This window comes from Nonomuraea phyllanthi (genome assembly GCF_006334985.2).
Lineage (GTDB): Bacteria > Actinomycetota > Actinomycetes > Streptosporangiales > Streptosporangiaceae > Nonomuraea > Nonomuraea phyllanthi.
This window is the reverse complement of sequence record NZ_VDLX02000001.1, coordinates 199,869-219,036: the sequence shown is the minus strand read 5'-3', so window position 1 is coordinate 219,036 and position 19,168 is coordinate 199,869. Positions and strand designations below refer to the sequence as shown.

Annotated in this window: 18 protein-coding genes, 1 tRNA gene and 2 riboswitches; of the genes, 7 read left to right on the top strand and 12 right to left on the bottom strand. The window is 71.8% G+C overall.

What is annotated here, in order from left to right:
• Positions 1 to 26: 26 nt before the first annotated feature.
• Positions 27 to 109, top strand: a tRNA-Leu gene (locus FH608_RS01020).
• A gap of 25 nt (positions 110 to 134) precedes the next feature.
• On the opposite strand, the gene FH608_RS01015 is transcribed toward FH608_RS01020, so the two are convergent.
• The 9 genes from FH608_RS01015 to FH608_RS00975 all read right to left on the bottom strand — a co-directional run bounded on the left by FH608_RS01015 (position 135) and on the right by FH608_RS00975 (position 11,071).
• The gene (locus FH608_RS01015) at positions 135 to 1,511 is read right to left on the bottom strand and encodes an L-serine ammonia-lyase (RefSeq protein WP_139627811.1); all 1,377 of its coding nucleotides are present in this window, start codon (positions 1,509 to 1,511) and stop codon (positions 135 to 137) included.
• A gap of 54 nt (positions 1,512 to 1,565) precedes the next feature.
• Positions 1,566 to 1,955, bottom strand: a complete 390-nt coding sequence (gene gcvH / locus FH608_RS01010; protein ID WP_139627810.1) for a glycine cleavage system protein GcvH — start codon at positions 1,953 to 1,955, stop codon at positions 1,566 to 1,568.
• A complete protein-coding gene (gcvT, locus tag FH608_RS01005; protein WP_139627809.1) occupies positions 1,952 to 3,037 on the bottom strand; it encodes a glycine cleavage system aminomethyltransferase GcvT in 1,086 nt (361 codons plus the stop codon). Before gcvT ends, gcvH begins: the two co-directional genes overlap by 4 nt.
• A 34-nt stretch (positions 3,038 to 3,071) precedes the next feature.
• Positions 3,072 to 3,168, bottom strand: a riboswitch (glycine riboswitch).
• Positions 3,169 to 3,266: riboswitch (glycine riboswitch) on the bottom strand.
• A 149-nt stretch (positions 3,267 to 3,415) separates the two neighbouring features.
• Positions 3,416 to 5,725: a M4 family metallopeptidase gene (locus FH608_RS01000; RefSeq protein WP_139627808.1), complete on the bottom strand. Its 2,310-nt coding sequence runs from the start codon at positions 5,723 to 5,725 to the stop codon at positions 3,416 to 3,418.
• 101 nt (positions 5,726 to 5,826) lie between these two features.
• Complete coding sequence (locus FH608_RS00995) at positions 5,827 to 6,798, bottom strand: LysR family transcriptional regulator (RefSeq protein ID WP_226898846.1); 972 nt, start codon at positions 6,796 to 6,798, stop codon at positions 5,827 to 5,829.
• Positions 6,799 to 6,841: 43 nt separating this feature from the next.
• Positions 6,842 to 7,540 (bottom strand): gamma-glutamyl-gamma-aminobutyrate hydrolase family protein, encoded by a 699-nt coding sequence (locus FH608_RS00990; RefSeq protein WP_139627807.1) that lies wholly within the window; start codon positions 7,538 to 7,540, stop codon positions 6,842 to 6,844.
• Positions 7,541 to 7,585: 45 nt separating this feature from the next.
• Positions 7,586 to 8,350, bottom strand: coding sequence for a 3-oxoacyl-ACP reductase (locus FH608_RS00985; protein ID WP_139627806.1), 765 nt, complete (start codon positions 8,348 to 8,350; stop codon positions 7,586 to 7,588).
• A 3-nt stretch (positions 8,351 to 8,353) separates the two neighbouring features.
• Positions 8,354 to 9,697 carry an aldehyde dehydrogenase family protein gene (locus FH608_RS00980; RefSeq protein ID WP_139627805.1) on the bottom strand — a complete coding sequence of 448 codons (1,344 nt, stop codon included), beginning with the start codon at positions 9,695 to 9,697 and terminating at the stop codon, positions 8,354 to 8,356.
• A gap of 9 nt (positions 9,698 to 9,706) precedes the next feature.
• Positions 9,707 to 11,071 carry a glutamine synthetase family protein gene (locus tag FH608_RS00975; protein ID WP_139627804.1) on the bottom strand — a complete coding sequence of 455 codons (1,365 nt, stop codon included), beginning with the start codon at positions 11,069 to 11,071 and terminating at the stop codon, positions 9,707 to 9,709.
• Between the two features lie 98 nt (positions 11,072 to 11,169).
• On the opposite strand from FH608_RS00975, the gene FH608_RS00970 reads away from it, so the two are divergent.
• The 5 genes from FH608_RS00970 (at position 11,170) to FH608_RS00950 (ending at position 15,243) form a co-directional block, all read left to right on the top strand.
• A complete protein-coding gene (locus FH608_RS00970) occupies positions 11,170 to 11,874 on the top strand; it encodes a FadR/GntR family transcriptional regulator (RefSeq protein WP_139627803.1) in 705 nt (234 codons plus the stop codon).
• Positions 11,875 to 11,918: 44 nt separating this feature from the next.
• Positions 11,919 to 12,680 (top strand): hypothetical protein, encoded by a 762-nt coding sequence (locus FH608_RS00965; RefSeq protein ID WP_139627802.1) that lies wholly within the window; start codon positions 11,919 to 11,921, stop codon positions 12,678 to 12,680.
• A gap of 102 nt (positions 12,681 to 12,782) precedes the next feature.
• Entirely contained in the window at positions 12,783 to 13,376 is a 594-nt protein-coding gene (locus FH608_RS00960; protein WP_139627801.1) for an NADPH-dependent FMN reductase, read from the top strand.
• Positions 13,364 to 14,836, top strand: a complete 1,473-nt coding sequence (locus FH608_RS00955; RefSeq protein ID WP_139627800.1) for a DHA2 family efflux MFS transporter permease subunit — start codon at positions 13,364 to 13,366, stop codon at positions 14,834 to 14,836. The genes FH608_RS00960 and FH608_RS00955 overlap by 13 nt, the downstream gene beginning before the upstream one ends.
• The gene (locus tag FH608_RS00950; RefSeq protein ID WP_139627799.1) at positions 14,833 to 15,243 is read left to right on the top strand and encodes a MerR family transcriptional regulator; all 411 of its coding nucleotides are present in this window, start codon (positions 14,833 to 14,835) and stop codon (positions 15,241 to 15,243) included. The genes FH608_RS00955 and FH608_RS00950 overlap by 4 nt, the downstream gene beginning before the upstream one ends.
• A gap of 301 nt (positions 15,244 to 15,544) precedes the next feature.
• Here FH608_RS00950 and FH608_RS00945 read toward each other — a convergent pair whose 3' ends face one another.
• Positions 15,545 to 15,976: a tautomerase family protein gene (locus tag FH608_RS00945; RefSeq protein WP_193318177.1), complete on the bottom strand. Its 432-nt coding sequence runs from the start codon at positions 15,974 to 15,976 to the stop codon at positions 15,545 to 15,547.
• Positions 15,977 to 16,054: 78 nt separating this feature from the next.
• On the opposite strand from FH608_RS00945, the gene FH608_RS00940 reads away from it, so the two are divergent.
• Positions 16,055 to 16,537 carry a winged helix-turn-helix transcriptional regulator gene (locus FH608_RS00940; protein ID WP_139627797.1) on the top strand — a complete coding sequence of 161 codons (483 nt, stop codon included), beginning with the start codon at positions 16,055 to 16,057 and terminating at the stop codon, positions 16,535 to 16,537.
• Here the strand turns inward: FH608_RS00940 and FH608_RS00935 are convergent.
• A complete protein-coding gene (locus FH608_RS00935) occupies positions 16,534 to 17,961 on the bottom strand; it encodes a nickel/cobalt transporter (RefSeq protein WP_193318176.1) in 1,428 nt (475 codons plus the stop codon). The two genes, FH608_RS00940 and FH608_RS00935, sit on opposite strands and share 4 nt — an antisense overlap.
• On the bottom strand, positions 17,958 to 19,163 hold the full coding sequence (locus tag FH608_RS00930; protein WP_139627796.1) for a tetratricopeptide repeat protein: 1,206 nt from the start codon (positions 19,161 to 19,163) through the stop codon (positions 17,958 to 17,960). Before FH608_RS00930 ends, FH608_RS00935 begins: the two co-directional genes overlap by 4 nt.
• Positions 19,164 to 19,168 lie beyond the last annotated feature (5 nt).

Below are 19,168 nucleotides of genomic sequence, written 5' to 3'. Positions count from 1 at the left end.
TCCGGCCCGCTTTGGCGAGGGGCTGCGCGGGCGTGGCGAAATGGCATACGCGGCAGGTTTAGGTCCTGTTGGTTGAGACACCGTGGGGGTTCGAGTCCCCCCGCCCGCACCTCAGACGCCCCGCCCGGTGATGCTCAGCATTCGATCACGTTGACGGCCAGGCCGCCGCGCGAGGTCTCCTTGTACTTGTCGAGCATGTCCCGACCGGTGTCCCGCATCGTCTTGATGGCCTTGTCCAGGGCCACGTAGTGGCGGCCGTCGCCGCGCAGCGCGATCCTGGCGGCCGTGATCGCCTTGTTGGAGGCCACCGCGTTCCGCTCGATGCACGGGATCTGCACCAGGCCGCCGATCGGGTCGCAGGTCAGCCCCAGGTTGTGCTCGATGCCGATCTCGGCCGCGTTCTCCACCTGCTCGGGCGTGCCCCCGAGGACCTCCGTGAGCGCCGCCGAGGCCATCGAGCAGGCCGAGCCCACCTCGCCCTGGCAGCCCACCTCGGCGCCGGAGATGGAGGCGTTCTCCTTGAACAGCACGCCGATCGCGCCCGCCGTCAGCAGGAAGCGCACCACGCCGTCCTCGTCCGCGTGCGGCACGAACCGGGTGTAATACGTCAGGACGGCCGGGATGATGCCGGCGGCGCCGTTGGTGGGGGCGGTGACGATGCGGCCGCCCGCGGCGTTCTCCTCGTTGACCGCCAGCGCGAAGAGCGTCACCCAGTCCATGGCCTGCAACGGGTCCTTCTCCGCCGGCTCCGACTGCAGGCGGCGGTGGAGCCGGTTGGCGCGGCGCTTGACCTTGAGCCCGCCGGGCAGCACGCCCTCCTTGGAGATGCCGCGGCGCACGCACTCCGCCATGACCTCCCAGAGCCGCAGCAGCCCCGCGCGGATCTCCTCCTCGGTGCGGCCGAACGCCTTCTCGTTCTCCAGCATGAGCGCGGAGATCGACAGGCCGGTGTTGGAGCAGTGCTTGAGCAGCTCCTCGCCCGTGGTGAACGGGTAGGGCAGGACGGTGTCGTCCGGCTTGATGCGGTCGGCGCCGGTGGCCTTCTCGTCCACGACGAAACCGCCGCCGACCGAGAAGTAGACCTTCTCCCGCAGCCGCTCCCCGTCGGAGGCGTACGCGGTGAAGCGCATGCCGTTCGGGTGCTCGGGGAGGGAGATCTTGCGCTCGAACACGAGGTGCTCGCCCACGACGAACGGGATCTCGTGCGCCCCGTACAGCTTGACCGTGCCCGAGGCCCGCATCGCGGCCAGCCGGGCGTCGATGGAGTCGACGTCCACCAGCTCGGGCTTCTCGCCGGACAGGCCGAGCAGGACCGCCTTGTCGCTGCCGTGGCCCTTGCCGGTCAGGCCGAGCGAGCCGTAGAGGATGGTCTCGACCCGCGCGACCCGGGGGAGCAGGCCGTCCTCGTGCAGGCCGCGGGCGAACTTGTGCGCGGCCGCCATCGGGCCTCCCGTGTGGGAGCTCGACGGGCCGATGCCGATCTTGAAAAGGTCGAAGACGCTGATCGCCATTGACTGCGCCCTTCAGGAAGGGCCGGGGCCCCGGTTCGGGGCCCCGGCGGTGGGTCAGGACTCGCCCGAGGTGAGCGCGGTGTACTCCTCGGCGGAGAGCACCTCTTCGGGCTCGCCCTCCATGCGCACCCTGAACATCCAGCCCTCCCCGTACGGGTCGCTGTTGACCAGGCTGGGGTCGTCCACGACGGACTGGTTCACCTCGACGATCTCGCCGCCGACAGGGGTGTAGATCTCGTTCACCGACTTGGTGGACTCCACCTCGCCCACGGAGTCGCCCGCCTCGATGTTCGAGCCGACCTCGGGGAGCTGCACGTAGACGACGTCACCAAGGGAGTCGGCGGCGAAGGCCGTGACGCCGATGGTCACGGTCAGGCCGTCTTCGAGCCCGGCCACCCACTCGTGCTCCTTGGTGTAGCTCAGGTCGTCAGGGATGTTGCTCACTTCTTCCTCCTGTAGAAGGGCAGCTCTACCAGGTCCATAGGTTCTTGGCTGCCCCGAATGTCCACGGCCAGGCCTGATTCGGCGCCGGCGTCCACGTAGGCCATCGCGATGGGCCTGCCCAGAGTCTGGGAGGGCGCACCACTGGTGACCTCGCCGACGACGGCGCCGTCCTTGGTCACCGGGTATCCGTGGCGCGGCACCCGGCGTCCCCGCGCGACGAGGCCGACGAGCCGGCGCCGCGGCGGGTCGTCCTTGACCGCCTCGAGCGCCGTCCTGCCGACGAAGTCGCCCGGCTTGTCGAATTTCACCACCCTGCCCAGCCCCGCGTCGAACGGGGTGAGCTCGACGCCGAGTTCGTTGCCGTACAGCGGCATGCCGGCCTCGAGGCGGAGCGTGTCGCGGCTGGACAGTCCGGCGGGCTTGAGCCCGTACGGCTCGCCCGCCGCCATGAGGGCGTGCCAGAGCGGCACCGCGTCCTGGTTGGCGACGAACAGCTCGAACCCGTCCTCGCCGGTGTAGCCGGTGCGCGCGATGAGCGCCTGCCGCCCGTCGACCAGTCCGGGCAGGCCCGCGTAGTACTTGAGCCCGGCGAGGTCGGCGTCGGTGAGGGTGGCGAGGATCTCCTGGGCTCTGGGGCCCTGCACGGCGATCAGCGCGTACTGGTCGGAGCGATCCTCGACGACCACGTCGTACGCCTTCGTACGATCCTTCAGCTCATTTCCGACTTTTTCGTAGTTCGAGGCGTTTGCGACGACCATGAACTCCTCGTCCCCGAGCCGGTAGACGATGAGGTCGTCGAGCACCCCGCCCCGCTCGTTGACGATCATGGTGTACCTGGCCCGCCCGGGCACCAGCGCCGACAGGTGCCCCACCAGCGCGTAGTCGAGGGCCTCGCCGGCCTGCGGCCCGGTCAGGAAGATCTCGCCCATGTGCGAGAGGTCGAACAGCCCGGCCGCCTGGCGAACGGCGTTGTGCTCGGCGGACTCGCTGCCGTACCGGAGCGGCATGAGCCAGCCCGCGAAGTCGGTGAGCGTCGCGCCGAGGCTCTGGTGAACGTCTCGTAGCGGTGTTGGTCGGGACATTTGTCGCACCTCAGGACAGGATTGGATGCCAGCATCCTCCCCCTCTGTCATCGATGCCTGAGAGCTTCGCCCGAGTTTTGCCGGACTTTCACCTTCGGCGAGGCCCCGCAGGCCTGCTTTCCAGAGGTCACCTCGGCCGTGCGGTCCTTTGCCTTGAGAGGTTCGCGGGGAGGGCTTGCTCCTTCAGGGACCCTGACCGGCTGTCAGGGCGCTCTCCCGCACGGTTTCGCCGGTGATGTCCGCCAGCCTAGTGCTGCGACGGGGGTCTTGTCGCGTTCGGGCCGTTCGCGGGTGCTTGTGGCGTATGGCGGCATAAAGCCGCGTGCGGGCCGGTCATGGCAGGCGGCCCGCACGCGGCGTCCATGAGGGATCAGAGGGTCAGATTCGCTGCCAGAGGGCCGGCACGATGGCGGGCTCCCAGCCGGGCAGGCTGGTGTGGGCCTGGATGCACCGGTAGCCGGCGCCCTGGTAGGTGACGACGTCCCCGACCGCGTAGGGAGTCCACGGCGCCCAGGTGCCGCCCTGGTCGCCGCCCACGGTCAGGCTGAACGCGGTCGAGCGGTCGACGCCGGTCCCGTCGGCGTTCAGGCTGATCTGATAGGTGCCCGGCGCGACGCCGGACGTGGTGGCGATCGTGACCGAGGACGACTGTCCCGCGGTGATCGTCCCCGGGTTGAAGGTCACGGTGACGCCGGCGGGCGCGCCGCTCGCCGACAGCGCGACGCTCTGCGCGTCTCCCGAGGTGACCTGGGTCGCCAGCGTGGCCGTGGCGGAGCCGCCCGGCTGCACGGACGCCGACGACGGGCTCACGGTGACCGAGAAGTCGTCGGCGACCTCGCCGATCCGCAGGGTGTACGTCGCGGTCCTGTCCACGTCGGAGCCGTCCGCCGTAACGGTGATCGCGTGAGCGCCCTGAGGGCTGGCGGCGGAGGTGGCCAGCGTGAGCGTGGAGCTCTGGCCGGCCTGGATCGTGGCCGGGCTGAACGACGCGGTGACGCCCGAGGGCAGGCCGCTCGCCCGCAGCGTGATCGGCTGCGCGGAGCCGCCGGTCACGGTGGTGCGGACGGTCGTGGTGGCCGTGCCGCCCGGCTGCGTGCCGCCCGAGGCCGGGTCCAGCGCCATCGAGAACTCGTCGCCCTCGTCACAGGGCTGCTCGCCGGGCTGCGGGCGGACGTTGACGCCGTCCCAGGCGGCCCTGACCACGTTGTACTCGGCGCAGCCGGAGTAGAGCGTCCTGGCGGCGTTGAGCGTGGCGACGCGCGCCTTGGCGTGCGTCCACGGCTGCGTCTTGGTGTTGAGCGCGGTCATGAAGATCTCGCCGGCCTTGCGGACGCCGAGGCCGGCGATCGCGCCGCCGCCGTCGCAGCGGGCGCTGGCCGGCTTGCCCGCCGGGTTCGTCCCCTCGGCCACCAGGTAGAACCAGTGGTTCTGGGGCCCGGCCGCCGCGTGCACCTCGGTGTTGGGGATCGAGGCGCTGTAGCAGTTGGGGTGGCCGAGCGCCTGCGGGTTGTACATGTTCCTGATCGGCCCGCTGCCGGCCAGGTCGACCTCCTCGCCGACCACGTAGTCGGGGGTGTCGTTCGGATTGTCGGCGTACGCCTCGGTCAGCGCGCCGAAGATGTCGCCGGTCGACTCGTTCAGGCCGCCGGTCTCGTTGCCGCCGCCCGCGCCGCCGCCGCCGGAGAACTGGAAGACGCCGTGCCCGAACTCGTGGGCGACCACGTCGATCGAGGTGAGCTGGGCGCTGCCGGACTGGTTGCGGCCGAAGGTGGCGTAGGAGCCGTACCAGTAGGCGTTGACCGCCGGCAGGCCGACCCGGGCGGGGTAGCCGCCGCCCTGGCCGTTGACGCCGTCGCGGCCGAGCCAGTCGCGCAGCATGTCCCACTCCCGTTGCGCCGCGTACAGGGCGTCGACGCAGGCGGTCTCCAGGTCCGTGCCGCTGCCGTTGCCCCAGGTGTCGACGGACTTGGTGTACGGCTGGCCGTTCTGGCCGCCGCACTGGACGCCGGGCCGGTTCGGGTCGCGCATCGAGTAGGCCGGCGTGGTGTCGATGGAGACGGTGCCGACGTGGTCGCCGGTGCCGGTTCCGTCCCTGACCTCGTCCCACTGGTCGATGACCTTGCCGGTGCGCGCGTCCACGTACACGTGGAGGATGCTCGGGCGTTCGGCGGCGCTGACGACGACCTCCCACGCCGGCCTCGGCGTCTCGGTGGTGGCGTGCACGACGAGCTTCGGCGTGGCGACGGAGGCCACCGCCGTGCCGGCCCGCTTCCTGGCGGTGACGGCCGCGGCGGCGGCGCTGACCCGGGCCTTGACGTCCACGTCGATCACGGCGCGCTGGCCGGTGGTGACGGTGGTGACGACCGCGCCCGACTCGTCGGTGCCCACGACGACGTCGCCGCCGTAGACGGGCAGGCCCCGGTGGGTGCGGGCGTAGGTGAGGAACTGCAGGCCGCGCACGCCGGTGACGGCGGACGACAGCGTGAACTCGTCCCCGGCGGCGGCCTTGATCGCGGCCGGTTCGGCGAGCAGGACGCTGCTCGCGGTGGTGAGCGCGTCGCGGCGCTCGTCGGGGGCGGGGGGATCGCTCACCTGCGTCGCCTGGGCGCTGGTGGCGCCCACGAGCGAGCCGGTGATCAGGGCTAACGCGAGCGTGGCGGCAGCCCCCAACCTGAGTCTGGGGTTCACTCTCTGGCTCCTACGGGGGGTGTGGAGTGGAAGAGCCCCGGCCGGCTGGGGTCACTCAAACCATGCCATCGCCAGTGCGAAGGCTGGAACCCAACACTTTCCTATAAGTTCACGCTATGGCCGTGATCGAGTGGCCCGTGGCGCTTCAGCCATGCCCGGTAGACGGGCGCCCGCATCGACTCCGCCCAGTACGTCTTCGTCACCGCCTGGACCAGGTCGGCGGCGTGCCCGGCGAGCGGGCCGCGGGCCGACCAGCCCACCAGGTGCCGGAAGCGCAGCGGGGTCCCCGACAGCGGGCGGAGCGTGACCCGGCCCCGGGCGGGCGCGGTCGCCTGGAAGAGGCCGACGCAGCGGTCCTCGGCGATCAGGTCGAGCGCCACGTCGAGGTTGACGCCGTACGACATGCGGGGCTCGAAGCCGCGCGCCGCGCAGGCGGCCCAGAAGTGCTCGCGCGGGCCCGCCTCGACCATCGGCGGGAGCGCCCAGTCGGCGTCCGCCAGGTCGGCCAGCTCCACCTCGTCCCGCCCGGCCAGCGGGTGGTCGTGCGCCAGGCCCACGAACAGCGGCTCTGTCGCGATCACCCCGTACACCGCGCCCTGCGGCGGCGACAGCTCGTGCCCCGGGTAGTCGTCCAGCGTGGCCAGCTCGATCCGCTCGGCGGCCAGCAGGCCGGGCAGCGGGTCGAGCGACTGCTCGGTGCGCAGGCTGATGTCGGCGTCGGGGAGCAGCGTGCGCAGGCTCTTGGCCACGTAGATCGCGAGCCGGGTGGGCGCGCAGCCGACCCGGATCCGGGCGTGCCCGGCCGCCTCCGCGCGCCGCAGGGTGTCGCGTTCCAGCTCCTCGAAGGCGGGCAGGAGCGACCGCGACCTGGCGAGCAGCCACGCGCCGAGCGGGGTGGGGGTGGCGCCGGCGGGCCCGCGCTCGAACAGCGCGCCGCCGAGGCGCCGTTCGATGCGCTGGAGCTGGGCGGCCAGGGCGGGCTGGGACATCCCCAGGGCGCCGGCGGCCCGGGAGATGCTCCCGGTGTCGGCGATCGCGCACAGCACCCGGAGGTGGCGCACCTCGAGTTCCACGTCTCCGAGCTTAAAAGTAAAGAAGCTTTCCAGTAAGGCCCAATCAGCGGCAGGCGGTGACGAGCGCCTCGAACAGCGCGTGGTCCTCGGCCGCCTCAGGATGCCACTGCACGGCCACGGCGAAGGGTGCCGCGTCCAGCTCGACCGCCTCGATCGTGCCGTCGTCCGCGGTGGCGGTGACGGCGAGGCCGGGCGCGAGGCGGTCGACGGCCTGGTGGTGGTAGTGGGGCACGGTCACGGGGCCGCTGCCCAGCGCCTTGGCCACGCGGCTGCCCGGGACCGGCGTCACGGGCAGGGGGCCGAAGCGGCCGGGTGCGGGGGAGTGGCCGGCGTGCCCCACCACGTCGGGGAGGTGCTGGTGGAGGGTGCCGCCGAGCGCGACGTTGAGCACCTGGAGCCCGCGGCAGATGCCCAGGTACGGCAGGCCGGCGTCGAGCGCCGCACCGAGCACCGCGAACTCCGCCTCATCACGAAATTTGCGGATATAACCGGTTTGCGGCCCGGGGGCCTCGCCGTACCGGGCCGGGTCCACGTCCCCGCCGCCGGCCAGGATGAGCCCGTCCAGGCGGCCCACGACCTGCGCGGGCTCGCCGCCCGGCGGCAGCACGACGGGCTGCCCGCCGGCGCGCACGACCTGCTCCACGTACATGTACGGCAGCAGCGCCACGGTCATGTCCCGCCAGACCGTGAAGGCGGCGGGCTCGACGTAGCACGTGATGCCGATGACCGGGCGGCGCACCATGACCTCCTACAGCGACCTTCAGCAGGGACCTTCAGCAGCGACCTTCTACAGCGGTGTGACGTACGCGCCGGAGATGCCGCCGTCCACCAGGAACTCGCTGCCCGTGATGAACGACGAGTCGTCGCTGGCCAGGAACGCCACCGCCGCCGCGATCTCCGACGCCTCGGCGAAGCGGCCCATGGGGACGTGCACCAGCCGCCGCTGCGCCCGCTCCGGGTCCTTGGCGAACAGCTCCCGCAGCAGCGGCGTGTTCACCGGCCCGGGGCACAGCGCGTTCACCCTGATGCCCTCCCTGGCGAACTGCACGCCGAGCTCCCGCGACATCGCCAGCACCCCGCCCTTGGAGGCCGTGTACGAGATCTGCGAGGTCGCCGAGCCCATGACCGCCACGAACGACGCGGTGTTGATGATCGAGCCCCTGCCCTGGCGCCGCATGTAAGGGATGGCGTGCTTGCAGCACAGGTAGACGCTGGTCAGGTTCACCTCCTGGACGCGCCGCCAGGCGTCGATGCCGGTCTCCAGGATCGAGTCGTCGTCGGGGGGCGAGATGCCGGCGTTGTTGAAGGCGACGTCCACGCTGCCGTAGGTGTCGTGGGCCGTCCTGAACATCCGTACGACGTCGTCCTCGTTCGTCACGTCGGCCCTGACGAACAGGCCGCCGACCTCGTCCGCCGCCTTGGCGCCCGCCGCCTCGTCCACGTCGGCGCAGACGACCTTCGCGCCCTCCTCGGCGAGCCTGCGCGCGCTGGCCAGCCCGATGCCGCTGCCCGCGCCGGTGATGACCGCCACCCGGTCCAGCAATCGCTGCACGTGTCACTCCCAGGAGATGAAGACGTTCTTGGTCTCGGTGAACGCCGCCAGGGCGTCGGCGCCGAGCTCCCTGCCGAGCCCGGACTGCTTGAAGCCGCCGAACGGCGTCCAGTAGCGGACCGACGAGTGCGAGTTGACCGACAGGTTGCCCGCCTCGACCGCCCTGGCCACGCGGAGCGCCCGCCCGACGTCGCGGGTCCAGATGGAGCCGCTCAGGCCGTACGGGGTGTCGTTGGCGATCCGTACGGCCTGCGCCTCGTCCTCGAAGCGCGCCACCGACACGACGGGCCCGAAGATCTCCTCGGTGAACGCCGGGTCGGTCACCTCGGGCGTCAGCACGGTCGGCGGGAACCAGTAGCCCTTTCCGTCCGGGCAGGAGCCCTGCAGGTAGGGGGTGCCGCGGACGAAGCCGCGCACGCGGTCGAGGTGCTCGGCGCTGATCAGCGGGCCCATCTCGGTGCTCTCGTCGAGCGGGTCGCCGACCTTGACCGCGCGGACGGCCGCCGCGAGGCGCTCCATGAACTCGTCGTACACCTCGGCCTGGACGAGCAGCCGCGACCGGGCGCAGCAGTCCTGACCCGAGTTGTCGAACACCGCGTAGGGTGCGCTCCTCGCCGCCCTGTCGAGGTCGGCGTCGGCGAAGACGATGTTGGCGGACTTGCCGCCCAGCTCCAGCGTGACCCGCTTGACGTGCCGCGCGGCCTTGGCGGCGATCTCCTTGCCCACCTCGGTCGAGCCGGTGAACACGATCTTCGCCACGCCCGGGTGCTCCACCAGGCGGGCTCCCGCGACCTCCCCTGCCCCAGGCAGGACCTGGAGCACCCCCTCGGGGAGGCCCGCCGCGAGGGCCAGCTCGGCCAGCCTCAGCGCGGTCAGCGGAGTCCATTCGGCCGGTTTGACGATCACCGTGTTGCCGGCCGCCAGCGCCGGGGCCATGCCCCAGGACATGATCATCATAGGGTAGTTCCACGGCACGATGACGCCCACGACCCCGAGCGGCTCCTGGAACGTGACGTCCACGCCGCCGGGCACCGGGATCTGCCTGCCGTGGTCGCGCTCGGGGGCGCCGGCGTAGAAGTGCAGCACGTCGCGCACGTTGCGGGCGGCCGCGCGGGCGTTGCCGATCGGGTGCCCGGCGTTGGCCAGCTCCAGCCCGGCCAGCTCCTCGCCGTGGGCGTCCACCAGGTCCGCGAACGCGCGCAGCAGCCGCGCCCGGTCGCCCGGCGACACCTCGCGCCAGCTCGCGTACGCCTTCCTGGCACGCTCCACCGCCCGGTCCACCTCGGCGGCGTCGGCGAACTCGATTTCGGCGACGACGGACTCCGTCGCCGGATTAATGATCTTCATGTGCCCGCTTCACATCCGCTCGAACCCACGGAACATCTCCCAGTCCGTCACCGCCGCGTCGAACGCGGCCAGCTCCACCCGCGCGTTGTTCGCGTAGTGCTCGACCACGTCCTCGCCGAACGTCTCGCGCGCCAGCTTCGAGCCCTCGAACAGCGCCAGCGCGTCCCGCAGCGTGTGCGGGACGGTCTCGGCGCCGGAGTCGTAGGCGTTGCCGTCGTACGCGGCCTCCAGCGGCAGCTCGCTGTCGATGCCGTGCAGCCCGGCCGCGACCAGCGCCGACACCGCCAGGTACGGGTTGACGTCGCCGCCCGGCACCCGGTTCTCCACGCGCAGCGACCGGCCGTGGCCGACGAGCCGGAGGGAGCAGGTGCGGTTGTCCACGCCCCACTTGACGGCCGTGGGCGCGAAGCTGCCGGGGACGTAGCGCTTGTAGGAGTTGATGTTGGGGGCGTACAGGAGGGTGAGCTCGCGCATGCAGGCGAGCTGCCCGGCGATGAAGCGGGCACCGAGCGGCGAGAGCCCGTACGGCCCCTCGCCCGCCATCACCGGGTCGCCGTCGGAGCTGCGGAGCGAGATGTGGATGTGGCAGGAGTTGCCCTCGCGCTGGTTCGGCTTGGCCATGAAGGTGATCGAGCGGCCCTCCTGGGCGGCGATCTCCTTGGCGCCGGTCTTGTAGATGACGTGCTGGTCGCAGGTCCGCAGCGCCTCCTCGTAGCGGAAGGCGATCTCGTGCTGGCCCAGGTTGCACTCGCCCTTGGCCGACTCGACGTACAGGCCCGCGCCCTCCATGCCGCGCCTGATCCGCCGCAGCAGCGGCTCGACGCGGGAGGTGCCGAGCAGGGAGTAGTCGACGTTGTAGAGGTTGGCGGGCCTCAGGTCGCGGTAGCCGCGCCGCCAGGCGTCCTCGTAGGCGTCCTCGTAGACGCAGAACTCCAGCTCGGTGCCCACGTACGCGGCCAGGCCGCGCTCGGCGAGGCGGGCCAGCTGCCTGCGCAGGACCTGCCGCGGCGAGGCGGCCACGTCGCCGCCGTCCTCCCAGGCCAGGTCCGCCATCAGCAGGGCGGTCCCTTCGTGCCAGGGCACCCTGCGGAGCGTCGACAGGTCGGGCTTCATCACGAAGTCGCCGTAGCCCCGGTCCCAGGACGACATCGCGTAGCCCGAGACGGTGTTCATGTCCACGTCCACGGCGAGCAGGTAATTGCATCCCTCGGAGCCGTGGTGCAGCACCTCGTCGAGAAAATAGCGTGCGGACAGCCTCTTGCCCTGCAACCTGCCCTGCATGTCGGCGATCGCGAGGAGGACCGTGTCGATGCGTCCGGCCGCCACCTCGTCGCGCAGCTCGCTGACGGAAAGGATCCCCGTGCCTTCGCTCACGCCGTCTCCCACCGATTGGGCTAGTCTTAGACCATTGAGGTGTACGACGGCTTCGCTTGTCAAGACCTGAGGACATGTTGGACGAGTCGGCGCGTTTGATGACGGTGTTGCGCCCGGTGCGGGCCGGCAACGCCTTCGAGGAGACCGTGGAGCGGCTGCTCCAGGCCATCAAGCTCGGCGTGGTCCCGCCGGGTGACAAGCTGCCGCCCGAGCGGGAGCTCGCCGCCCGGCTCGGCATCAGCCGGGTCACGCTGCGCGAGGCGATCCGGGCGCTGTCGGACGCGGGCTATCTCGACGTGCGCAGGGGCCGCTACGGCGGGGCCTTCGTCACGTACGCGCCGCCCCAGCCGGACGCCGGCGACCTGCGGCAGGCCGTGGCCGAGATGGGCAGCGACGACCTGTCCGACGCGCTCACGTTCCGGCTGGCGGTGGAGTGCGGGGCGGCGCAGGTGCTGGCCTCCTCCGAGCTGACGGAGGAGCAGCGGGCCGTGCTCCTGCGCCGGCTGGAGGAGGTGAACGGGGCCGCGATCGAGGACTACCGCCGCCTCGACACCGCCTTCCACCTGTCCATCGCGGAGCTGACCGGCTCCACGCTGCTCGCCACGACGTGCGCGGACGCCCGCTCCCGGGTCGGCGACCTGCTGAACGCGATCCCGATGCTCCAGGTCAACCTCGACCACACCGCCGTGCAGCACCGGGCCATCGTGGACGCCATCCTCTCCGGCGACCCCGACGCCGCCCGGCGGGCGGTGACCGAGCACCTGGAGGCCACAGCCGCCCTTTTGCGGGCGTTCCTGTCCTGAGGCATGGAAGGGGCGGACGGCTCGTACCATCTCTTTCTAGAGTCATGGGGAACTGGTTCGAGCAGAACATCATCGCCACAGGACGGCTGCCGCTGTTCTGTTACTTCGTCACGCTCATCGTGGCGTTCATCGCCACCCGCATCAACGTCCGCCTGATCAGGGCCAAGATCGGCTGGTTCCGCGACGTGAACGTGGGCGAGATGCACATCCACCACGTCGTGTTCGGTGTGGTGCTGATGCTGGTCGGGGGCGTCTCCGGCCTCATCGTCTCCTCCGCCTCGCAGATCGGCTACGCCGCCGCGGCCTCCGTCTTCGGCATCGGGTCCGCGCTGGTGCTGGACGAGTTCGCGCTGATCCTGCACCTGCACGACGTGTACTGGGAGGAGGAGGGGCGCACGTCGGTCGACGCCGTCTTCATCGCCGTCGCCGTCACCGGCCTGCTCCTCATCGGCCTGCGCCCCCTGACCTGGGATTACGGCACGCCGATCAACCCCGCCTTACTGATCGTGGCCAACCTGGCGCTGGCCGTCGTCACGCTGCTCAAGGGCAAGATCTGGACGGGCATGGCGGGCCTGTTCATCCCGCCGATGCTGGTGGTGGGCACGGTACGGCTGGCGCGCCCCGGCTCCCCGTGGGCCCGCTGGCGCTACGCCAAGGGCTCGCCGCGCAAGATGGCCACTGCCCTGCGGCGCGAGGAACGCTGGCGGCGGCCGGTGATCCGGGGCAAGATCGCCTTCCAGGAGTTCCTGTCCGGGCGGCACGATCTGCCCTCCACGCGGCGGTCGATCTCGAGAAAGCAGCGCTAGAGGCAATGCCGGTTCGTCGAGGTTCCGGCACGACAGGCGAGCCGCCTGGCCCGTGGTGATCGACTTGAGCTCGCCTATAGGCGAATATCTAGCGTCGAAGCCATGATGCAAGACAACCTCAACGGCCGGCTCCGCATCGCAGTGGTGATCGGGAGCGTGCGCAAGCCCAGGCTGGCTGATTCTCTCGCCGCGTGGCTGGAACGCGAGCTCGCCGCGATCGACTGGCTCGACCTCGACATGATCGACCTGGCCTCGGTGTCGCTGCCGATGCACGAGATGCGGCCGGGCGGGGCGGCCGCGTCCCCGATCGCGGGCCGGCTCGCGGACGCTGACGGATTCGTGTTCCTCGTCCCGGAGTACAACCACAGCTTCCCGGCGCCGGTGAAGAACGCGATCGATTGGCACTTCACCGAGTGGGCGTACAAGCCGGTCGCGTTCGTCGGATACGGCGCTTCGGGCGGTATAAGGGCCGTCGAGCAGTTGCGGACGGTCTTCCCCGAGCTGCGGGCCACCACGGTCCGGGAATCGGTCCTGCTGCCGATGGCGTGGGAGCACCTCGACGCCGACGGCCGTTTCGTTCCTCCGCCGGGTACGGTGCAGGCGCTGCATGCGACGATGAACGAGCTGCGTACGTGGGCCCGCGCGTTGCGCTCCCACCGCATCGCGGATCTGGCCGGCAGGGCATGGACAAGCTGACCGGACCGGAGCTGCGCGCCGGGATCGTGCTGGCGTTCGGCGGATTGATGGCGGTGCTGGACGCCACGATCGTCGCGGTGGCGCTGCCGCAGCTGATGGCGGCGTTCGGCACGTCGCTGACCGCCGCCCAGTGGATCATCACCGCCTACGCGCTCGCGATGGTCGCGACGATGCCGCTTGCTGCCGGTCTCGCCGCACGCTGGGGTGCCCGTCGCATGTATCTGGGGGCGCTGATCGCCTTCGCGGTCGCGTCCGCCGCCGCCGGCGCAGCCGGCGGCCTGGGCTGGCTGATCGCCGCACGGGCGGCGCAGGGCCTTGCCGGTGGCCTGATGACGCCGCTGGGGATGGCGATCGGGTTCGGCGCGGTCGTGCCCGAACGCCGTGGCCGGATGATGGCGGTCACCGGCCTGCCGATGCTGATCGGGCCGATCCTGGGCCCGGTGCTGGGCGCGTCGCTCCTGGGGGCGGGGTCGTGGCGGGCGCTGTTCCTCATCACCGTGCCGCTGGCGCTGCTGGGCAGCGTGGGCACGCTGGCCTGGCTGCCGGCCGATCCCGCACGCGGCCGGCGGGCCCGGCTGGACCTGGCCGGAGCGATGCTGCTGGTCCCGGGCATCGTCGCGGTGGCCTACGGCGTCAGCGCCCAGGACAGCCCGGCCGTCGTGCGCGTCGTTGCCGTCGTCTGCGGTGCGGTGTCGGTCGCGGCGTTCTCGGCCCGGGCATTGACCCATCCCGAACCGCTGCTGCGGATCGGGCTGTTCCGCAATGCGACGTTCGGAAGGGGCGCCGTGGTTCTCGCCCTGTATGCGGCTCCCTACTTCGGATCCGTCGTGTTGATGCCTGCCTACGTGCAGACGCTGCGCCTCGACAGCGCATCGGTCACGGCCGCATTGATGGTCCCCGGTGCGGTCGGCATGGGCATCAGCCTGCAGCTCGCCGCCCGGATCCTGGAACGGCTCGGTCCCCGGCTGGTGGTCGGCACAGGGCTCGGCCTCGCGATCGCCTCCGGGCTCGTCCAGGTGGTCATCCTCCGGCCGGACACCCCCTACCTGGTGCTCGGCCTGATCGGATTCGCTCAAGGAGCGGGCACCGGCGCGATCATGATGCCGACGATGTCCAGTTCCAGCCGTGATCTCAACGGCCCCGACCTGGCCTCCGGCTCTGCGCTCCTGTCGCTGGTGAGCACGATCGCCAACGGCATGGGCACAGTAGCGGTCAGTGCGCTGTTCACGGCGTTGACCGCCGCGATGACCGGCGGAGGGTCGCTCGCGGCGCCGGCCGGCCTGGGAGCGGCGGCCGGTGCCGCTCAAACGGCCACCATCGTGGACGCCCTGCGGCTGACCCAGGTAGCGGCCCTCATCGTGATGGCGCTTGCCCTGGTCGTACGCTTGCGCTCACCACGCCGCGCCCCGGTGATACTGGACCGGCGAGATTCGTCAGCGAACGCGGGAAGTGTGCCATGACCACCACCGAGCACCACGACCTCGTTGCGCGCCATGCCTCACTCACGGTCGGACAGGTGGCCAGGGCTGCCGGCGTGACGGCAAACGCCGTCCGATTCTACGAGCGCTACGGTGTGATCAAGGGTTATCGGAGCAGCGGCAACGCTCGCCGCTTCACCGTGGACGCGATCTGCCGGATCAAACTCGCACTCGCCGCGCAACGCGTGGGAATCACCCTGAGGGAGAGCGCCGACATGCTTGCCGGCATTCCGCCCCTCGCACGCGATCTCGGCCAGTGGGTCGGCGCGGGTGAAGAACTCGTCCGGATCGGCCGCGCCCGCATCACCCAGCTTCAAGCGACCGTGAGTGAACTGGCCACCCTCGACTTCCTCCAGTCGGACAGCTCGGAGGGCCGGCCGCGAAAGTGATCCCTTCGGGCACCGATCGGCATCGGGCTGCCCGAACTTCAGGCCGGTGCCACGGACCTGCATGACGCTGGTGCAACAGATCGTCGGTCCTGGCATGCAGTGCAGTGGCGAGGGCGTTGGGTTGATGCTCACAAACTCTGACCCACGACACCCTCGCCCCATCACCCGGCAGCCACACATCGAAAGAGCTGCTCAGCAGTGCGTCTCACGCCAAGCCTCAGCCCAACCCGGACAACCTCCCGGTTGGTGGTGCGTGGCTGCGCCGCGCGCCTCGCCCGAGAGCGGTCGGATTGTTCGGCTGTCAGTGTGACGCGCCCGGCGTGACCGCGGAAATGCCGTGGCGTGCGAGCAACTCCGGGTCGAGCAGCTGCGCGTGTCCATTGCCGATGGACCAATCGGCGCGGTCGTTCTCCACCAGCGTGATGACCAGGTCTTCGGGCCGGATGCCCACCGCCGCGAGTCGCTGCGCGATCTCGCGGTAGAGCCGCTGCTTGAGCTCGTCCGGGCGACCGCGCACCAGTGCGATCTGCAGGAACACAACGTTATGGCGGTCCACCCCCAAGTAGTGGGGATCGAAGATCAGCTCGTCGGCGCTGCGCCGCTCGATGATCTGGAACCGGTCCCCCGGCGGAATCCCGATGACCGTGGTCATGGCGTCGTGTACGGCGTCGGCGATTGCCTGCCTGGTAGCGGCGGGCGTGTCTTCCCGCAGGGTGATTCGGGTGAGTGGCATGGGTGTCTCCCATCTAGCTTCCATTTTGGAAGCTAGATTAGCTGACTTGCGAAAGTGAAGCTAGATAGGATGGTGGACATGGAATGGAGTGAGCAGGATCCGTCCAACTGCAGCGTCGGCCGCACCGCCGACATCGTGGGCAAGCCCTGGGTGCTGGTGATCCTGCGCGAGCTCTTCCGCGGCCTGCGCCGCTTCGACGAGATCCAGGAACATCTGGGGGTCTCGGCCCCGATGCTGGCACGCCGCCTGGACTTTCTCGTCGAGTGCGGCCTGCTCGTCCGCAGGCCGTATCGCCTGCCGGGTCGACGGGAGCGGCACGAGTACCACCTCACGCCCGCGGGGCAGGATCTCTTCCCGATCCTGGCCGCCCTGCACGAGTGGGGCGACGCGCATCTGGCCGATCCAGCAGGCCCCGCCACGACCTATCGGCACCGCGGCTGCGGCGCGGACGTGCGACTGCAACTGTCCTGCACACGTGGCCACACCCTGACCGCTGGCGCCGAGGAGGTGCTGCCCGAGCCCGGACCCGGAGCTCGGCCACGGCACGCGCAGCGGCGCTAGAGGGCGATGGCCGAGCGGAGCGCCAGGCCGGCGCCCAGGAGCAGCACCATCGCGGCCGTCCCCGCCGGGGCCAGGCGCGAGAGCCGGGCGGCCAGGCGGCGGCCGGCTGAGGCGCGCCGCTCCAGGCGGTCGACGAGCCTGACCAGGAGCAGGCCCGTGACGGTGAGGGTGGCGGCCATGCCCAGGCCGTAGGCGGTCACCAGCGCCACCCCGAACCAGGTGCGGCCGAGACCGATGGCCCCGAGCAGCACGACGAGGGCCGAGGGGCTGGGGACGAGCCCGCCCGCGACGCCGAGACCCACCAGACCGGCCCGCTTCGCCGCCCCCTCGCCCTTGCTCCCGTGGCCGTGCCCGTGGACATGGACATGTCCGTGGCCGTGGCCGTGCGGCGAGCGGGGGTGGCGGGCGTTCAGGAGGAGGCGCAGGCCGATGGCGGCGATCAGCGCGCCGCTGGCCACCCCCAGCCAGCCCAGCACCGACTCGCCGGCCAGCGCCGTGAACGCGCTCAGCAGCAGCCCCACCACCAGCACCCCGGCCGTGTGGGTGGCCGTCACCGTCGCGCCCACCACGAGCGCGTCGCGCGGGCGGCCGCGCCGCCCGGCCAGGTACGCGGCCATGATGGTCTTGCCGTGCCCGGGGATCAGCGCGTGCCCGGCCCCCAGCACCACGGCCAGCCCGACCGCCAGCAGGCCGAGCGGCACCGTCAGCGTGCCCGTACCGATCAGGCCGGTGAACGTGCGCTCCAGGGCGGCCAGGGCGTCGCCCACGGGACCCCCGAACCCGGCCGGGCCGGGAGCGCCGCCGGGAGCGCCGGTGGCCGGGAGGCCGGGGCCGGGCGAGACGGCCAGGACGGCGGTGCGCTGGTCGAGCGGGTCGGCGAGGAGATCGTCCGGGTAGGCCCGCAGTTCCCCGCTCACGCTCTCGGAGGGCACCGAGGAGCGGGCCAGCCGCACCCCGTCGCCCACGGCGGTGATCTCGCGCCAGCCGATCCTGTCCTGCTCGAACCCGTCGGTGAACTCCACGGCCCCCGTGGCGCGGACCCCGGCCACGAGCCGGCAGGTCAGGCGGCTGGTCCGGAGGCCCCCCTGGCCGGGGGCGTACGCGAAGGAGGAGCCGGCCACCCGCCACGGCACCTGCCTGCCCGCGACCGCGAGCCGCTGGGCGGCGGCCAGGGCGGCGCAGCGGCGGGCCGCGTACGAGCCGTCCACCTGGGCACTGGCCTGGAGCGTGGGCAGCTCGGCCAGGTCCACGACGGCGAGGTTGCGCACCTCGGAGGGCGTGACGCGCAGGCCGTTGTAGTGGTTGACGGTGAAGTTGCCCAGCGGGTGCGCCGCCACGGGCACGGCGGCCCGTGCGGGGGCGGCCCCGAGCAGGAGGGCCGCGCAGAGCAGCGGCAGGAGGACGACGAGCGAACGGGATCTCATGAGAACCTCGCCAGTGCGGGCAAATCGGGGTCGAAGCCGGGGTCCACCTCGGCGGGCCGGCCCAGCGCCCGCTGGATCGTGGCCCGGTGGTAGGCGAGGAGCGGGTTGCGCCAGCCGGTGGCGGTGGCCTTCCTCGCGTACGGCAGCGCCTCGGCCGGCCGGCCCGCCCTGAACAGGGCCCAGGCGAGCGCGTCGGCGGCGACGAGGTTCGGGTGGCGGGCGTACTCGGCCCTGGCGTGCCGGACGGCCAGTGCCGGGTCACCGTGGTCGGCCTCGAACTCGGCCCAGGTCAGGTCGTCGCGCACGCCCGCGGCCCTGAACAGCTCGCGCTGCGCCCCGAGCAGCGTCCAGTCGGCCGGCAGGCCCGCCTTGAGCCGGGTCTCGCCCTGCTCGATCAGGTACTGGGGGAGCGGCAGGCGTTCGACGACCTTCTCGTACAGGCTCAGCGCCTCGGTCAGGCGGCCGCCCAGCGCGGCGGCCCTGGCCTGCCCGGCGAGCGCCGGGGTGTAGGCGGGGTAGGCCCGCAGGGCCTGCGCGTACCGGCGGGAGGCCGTGGCGAGGTCGCCGGAGTGCAGGGCCAGCTCGCCCAGGTAGTAGCGGGCGTAGGCGACGTCGGCGGGCGCCCAGGCGTCGCGCTCGGCCAGTTCGAGGTACTCGCGGGCCTTCGCCTGGTCGCCGCGGAGCTCGGCCGCGTACGAGGCGCGGGCGAAGGCCGCCACCCCGGGGCGCAGCTCCAGCATCCTGTCCACGGCCCGCCGCGCCCCGCGCAGGTCGCCGAGCTGCGTCTTCGCGTCGGCCAGCACGCCGAAGGCGGCGGCGCCGTACGGGTTGGCGCGGGTGGCGCGCTCGGCCAGCCGTACCGCGTCGGCGAACTCGTGGCGGCCCGCCGCCAGCGCCGCCTGGCCGGTGAGCACCGCGTCGTCGCCGGGTCGCAGTGCGGCGGCCCGGGCGATCGCGCCTTCCGCCTTGGTGTAGTACGAGGGGTCGCCGGTGACCCTGGCCTGGTCGACGTACTGGGAGGCGAGCCGCGCCCAGCCGCGGTGGTCGCCCGGCAGGCGCGCCAGCCGGTCGCGCAGCGTCTCGGCGACCGGACCGGCCCGCGCGACCGGCCGCTGCGCGGAGGGCGGCGCCGAGAAGGAGACGACTGTTAAGGCCAGGGCGCCGAGCAGGGCCAGGCCGGCGAAGAGGGCGAGGGAACGCATGTCCG

Bases quoted from the DNA above. Each gene is read 5' to 3' on its own strand.
- FH608_RS01015 (WP_139627811.1), bottom strand. From the start codon at position 1,511: ATGGCGATCAGCGTCTTCGACCTTTTCAAGATCGGCATCGGCCCGTCG.
- gcvT (WP_139627809.1), bottom strand. From the start codon at position 3,037: ATGTCCCGACCAACACCGCTACGAGACGTTCACCAGAGCCTCGGCGCG.
- FH608_RS00990 (WP_139627807.1), bottom strand. From the start codon at position 7,540: ATGGTGCGCCGCCCGGTCATCGGCATCACGTGCTACGTCGAGCCCGCC.
- FH608_RS00980 (WP_139627805.1), bottom strand. From the start codon at position 9,697: ATGAAGATCATTAATCCGGCGACGGAGTCCGTCGTCGCCGAAATCGAG.
- FH608_RS00970 (WP_139627803.1), top strand. From the start codon at position 11,170: ATGACGGTGTTGCGCCCGGTGCGGGCCGGCAACGCCTTCGAGGAGACC.
- FH608_RS00965 (WP_139627802.1), top strand. From the start codon at position 11,919: ATGGGGAACTGGTTCGAGCAGAACATCATCGCCACAGGACGGCTGCCG.
- FH608_RS00960 (WP_139627801.1), top strand. From the start codon at position 12,783: ATGATGCAAGACAACCTCAACGGCCGGCTCCGCATCGCAGTGGTGATC.
- FH608_RS00955 (WP_139627800.1), top strand. From the start codon at position 13,364: ATGGACAAGCTGACCGGACCGGAGCTGCGCGCCGGGATCGTGCTGGCG.
- FH608_RS00950 (WP_139627799.1), top strand. From the start codon at position 14,833: ATGACCACCACCGAGCACCACGACCTCGTTGCGCGCCATGCCTCACTC.
- FH608_RS00945 (WP_193318177.1), bottom strand. From the start codon at position 15,976: ATGCCACTCACCCGAATCACCCTGCGGGAAGACACGCCCGCCGCTACC.
- FH608_RS00940 (WP_139627797.1), top strand. From the start codon at position 16,055: ATGGAATGGAGTGAGCAGGATCCGTCCAACTGCAGCGTCGGCCGCACC.
- FH608_RS00935 (WP_193318176.1), bottom strand. From the start codon at position 17,961: ATGAGATCCCGTTCGCTCGTCGTCCTCCTGCCGCTGCTCTGCGCGGCC.
- FH608_RS00930 (WP_139627796.1), bottom strand. From the start codon at position 19,163: ATGCGTTCCCTCGCCCTCTTCGCCGGCCTGGCCCTGCTCGGCGCCCTG.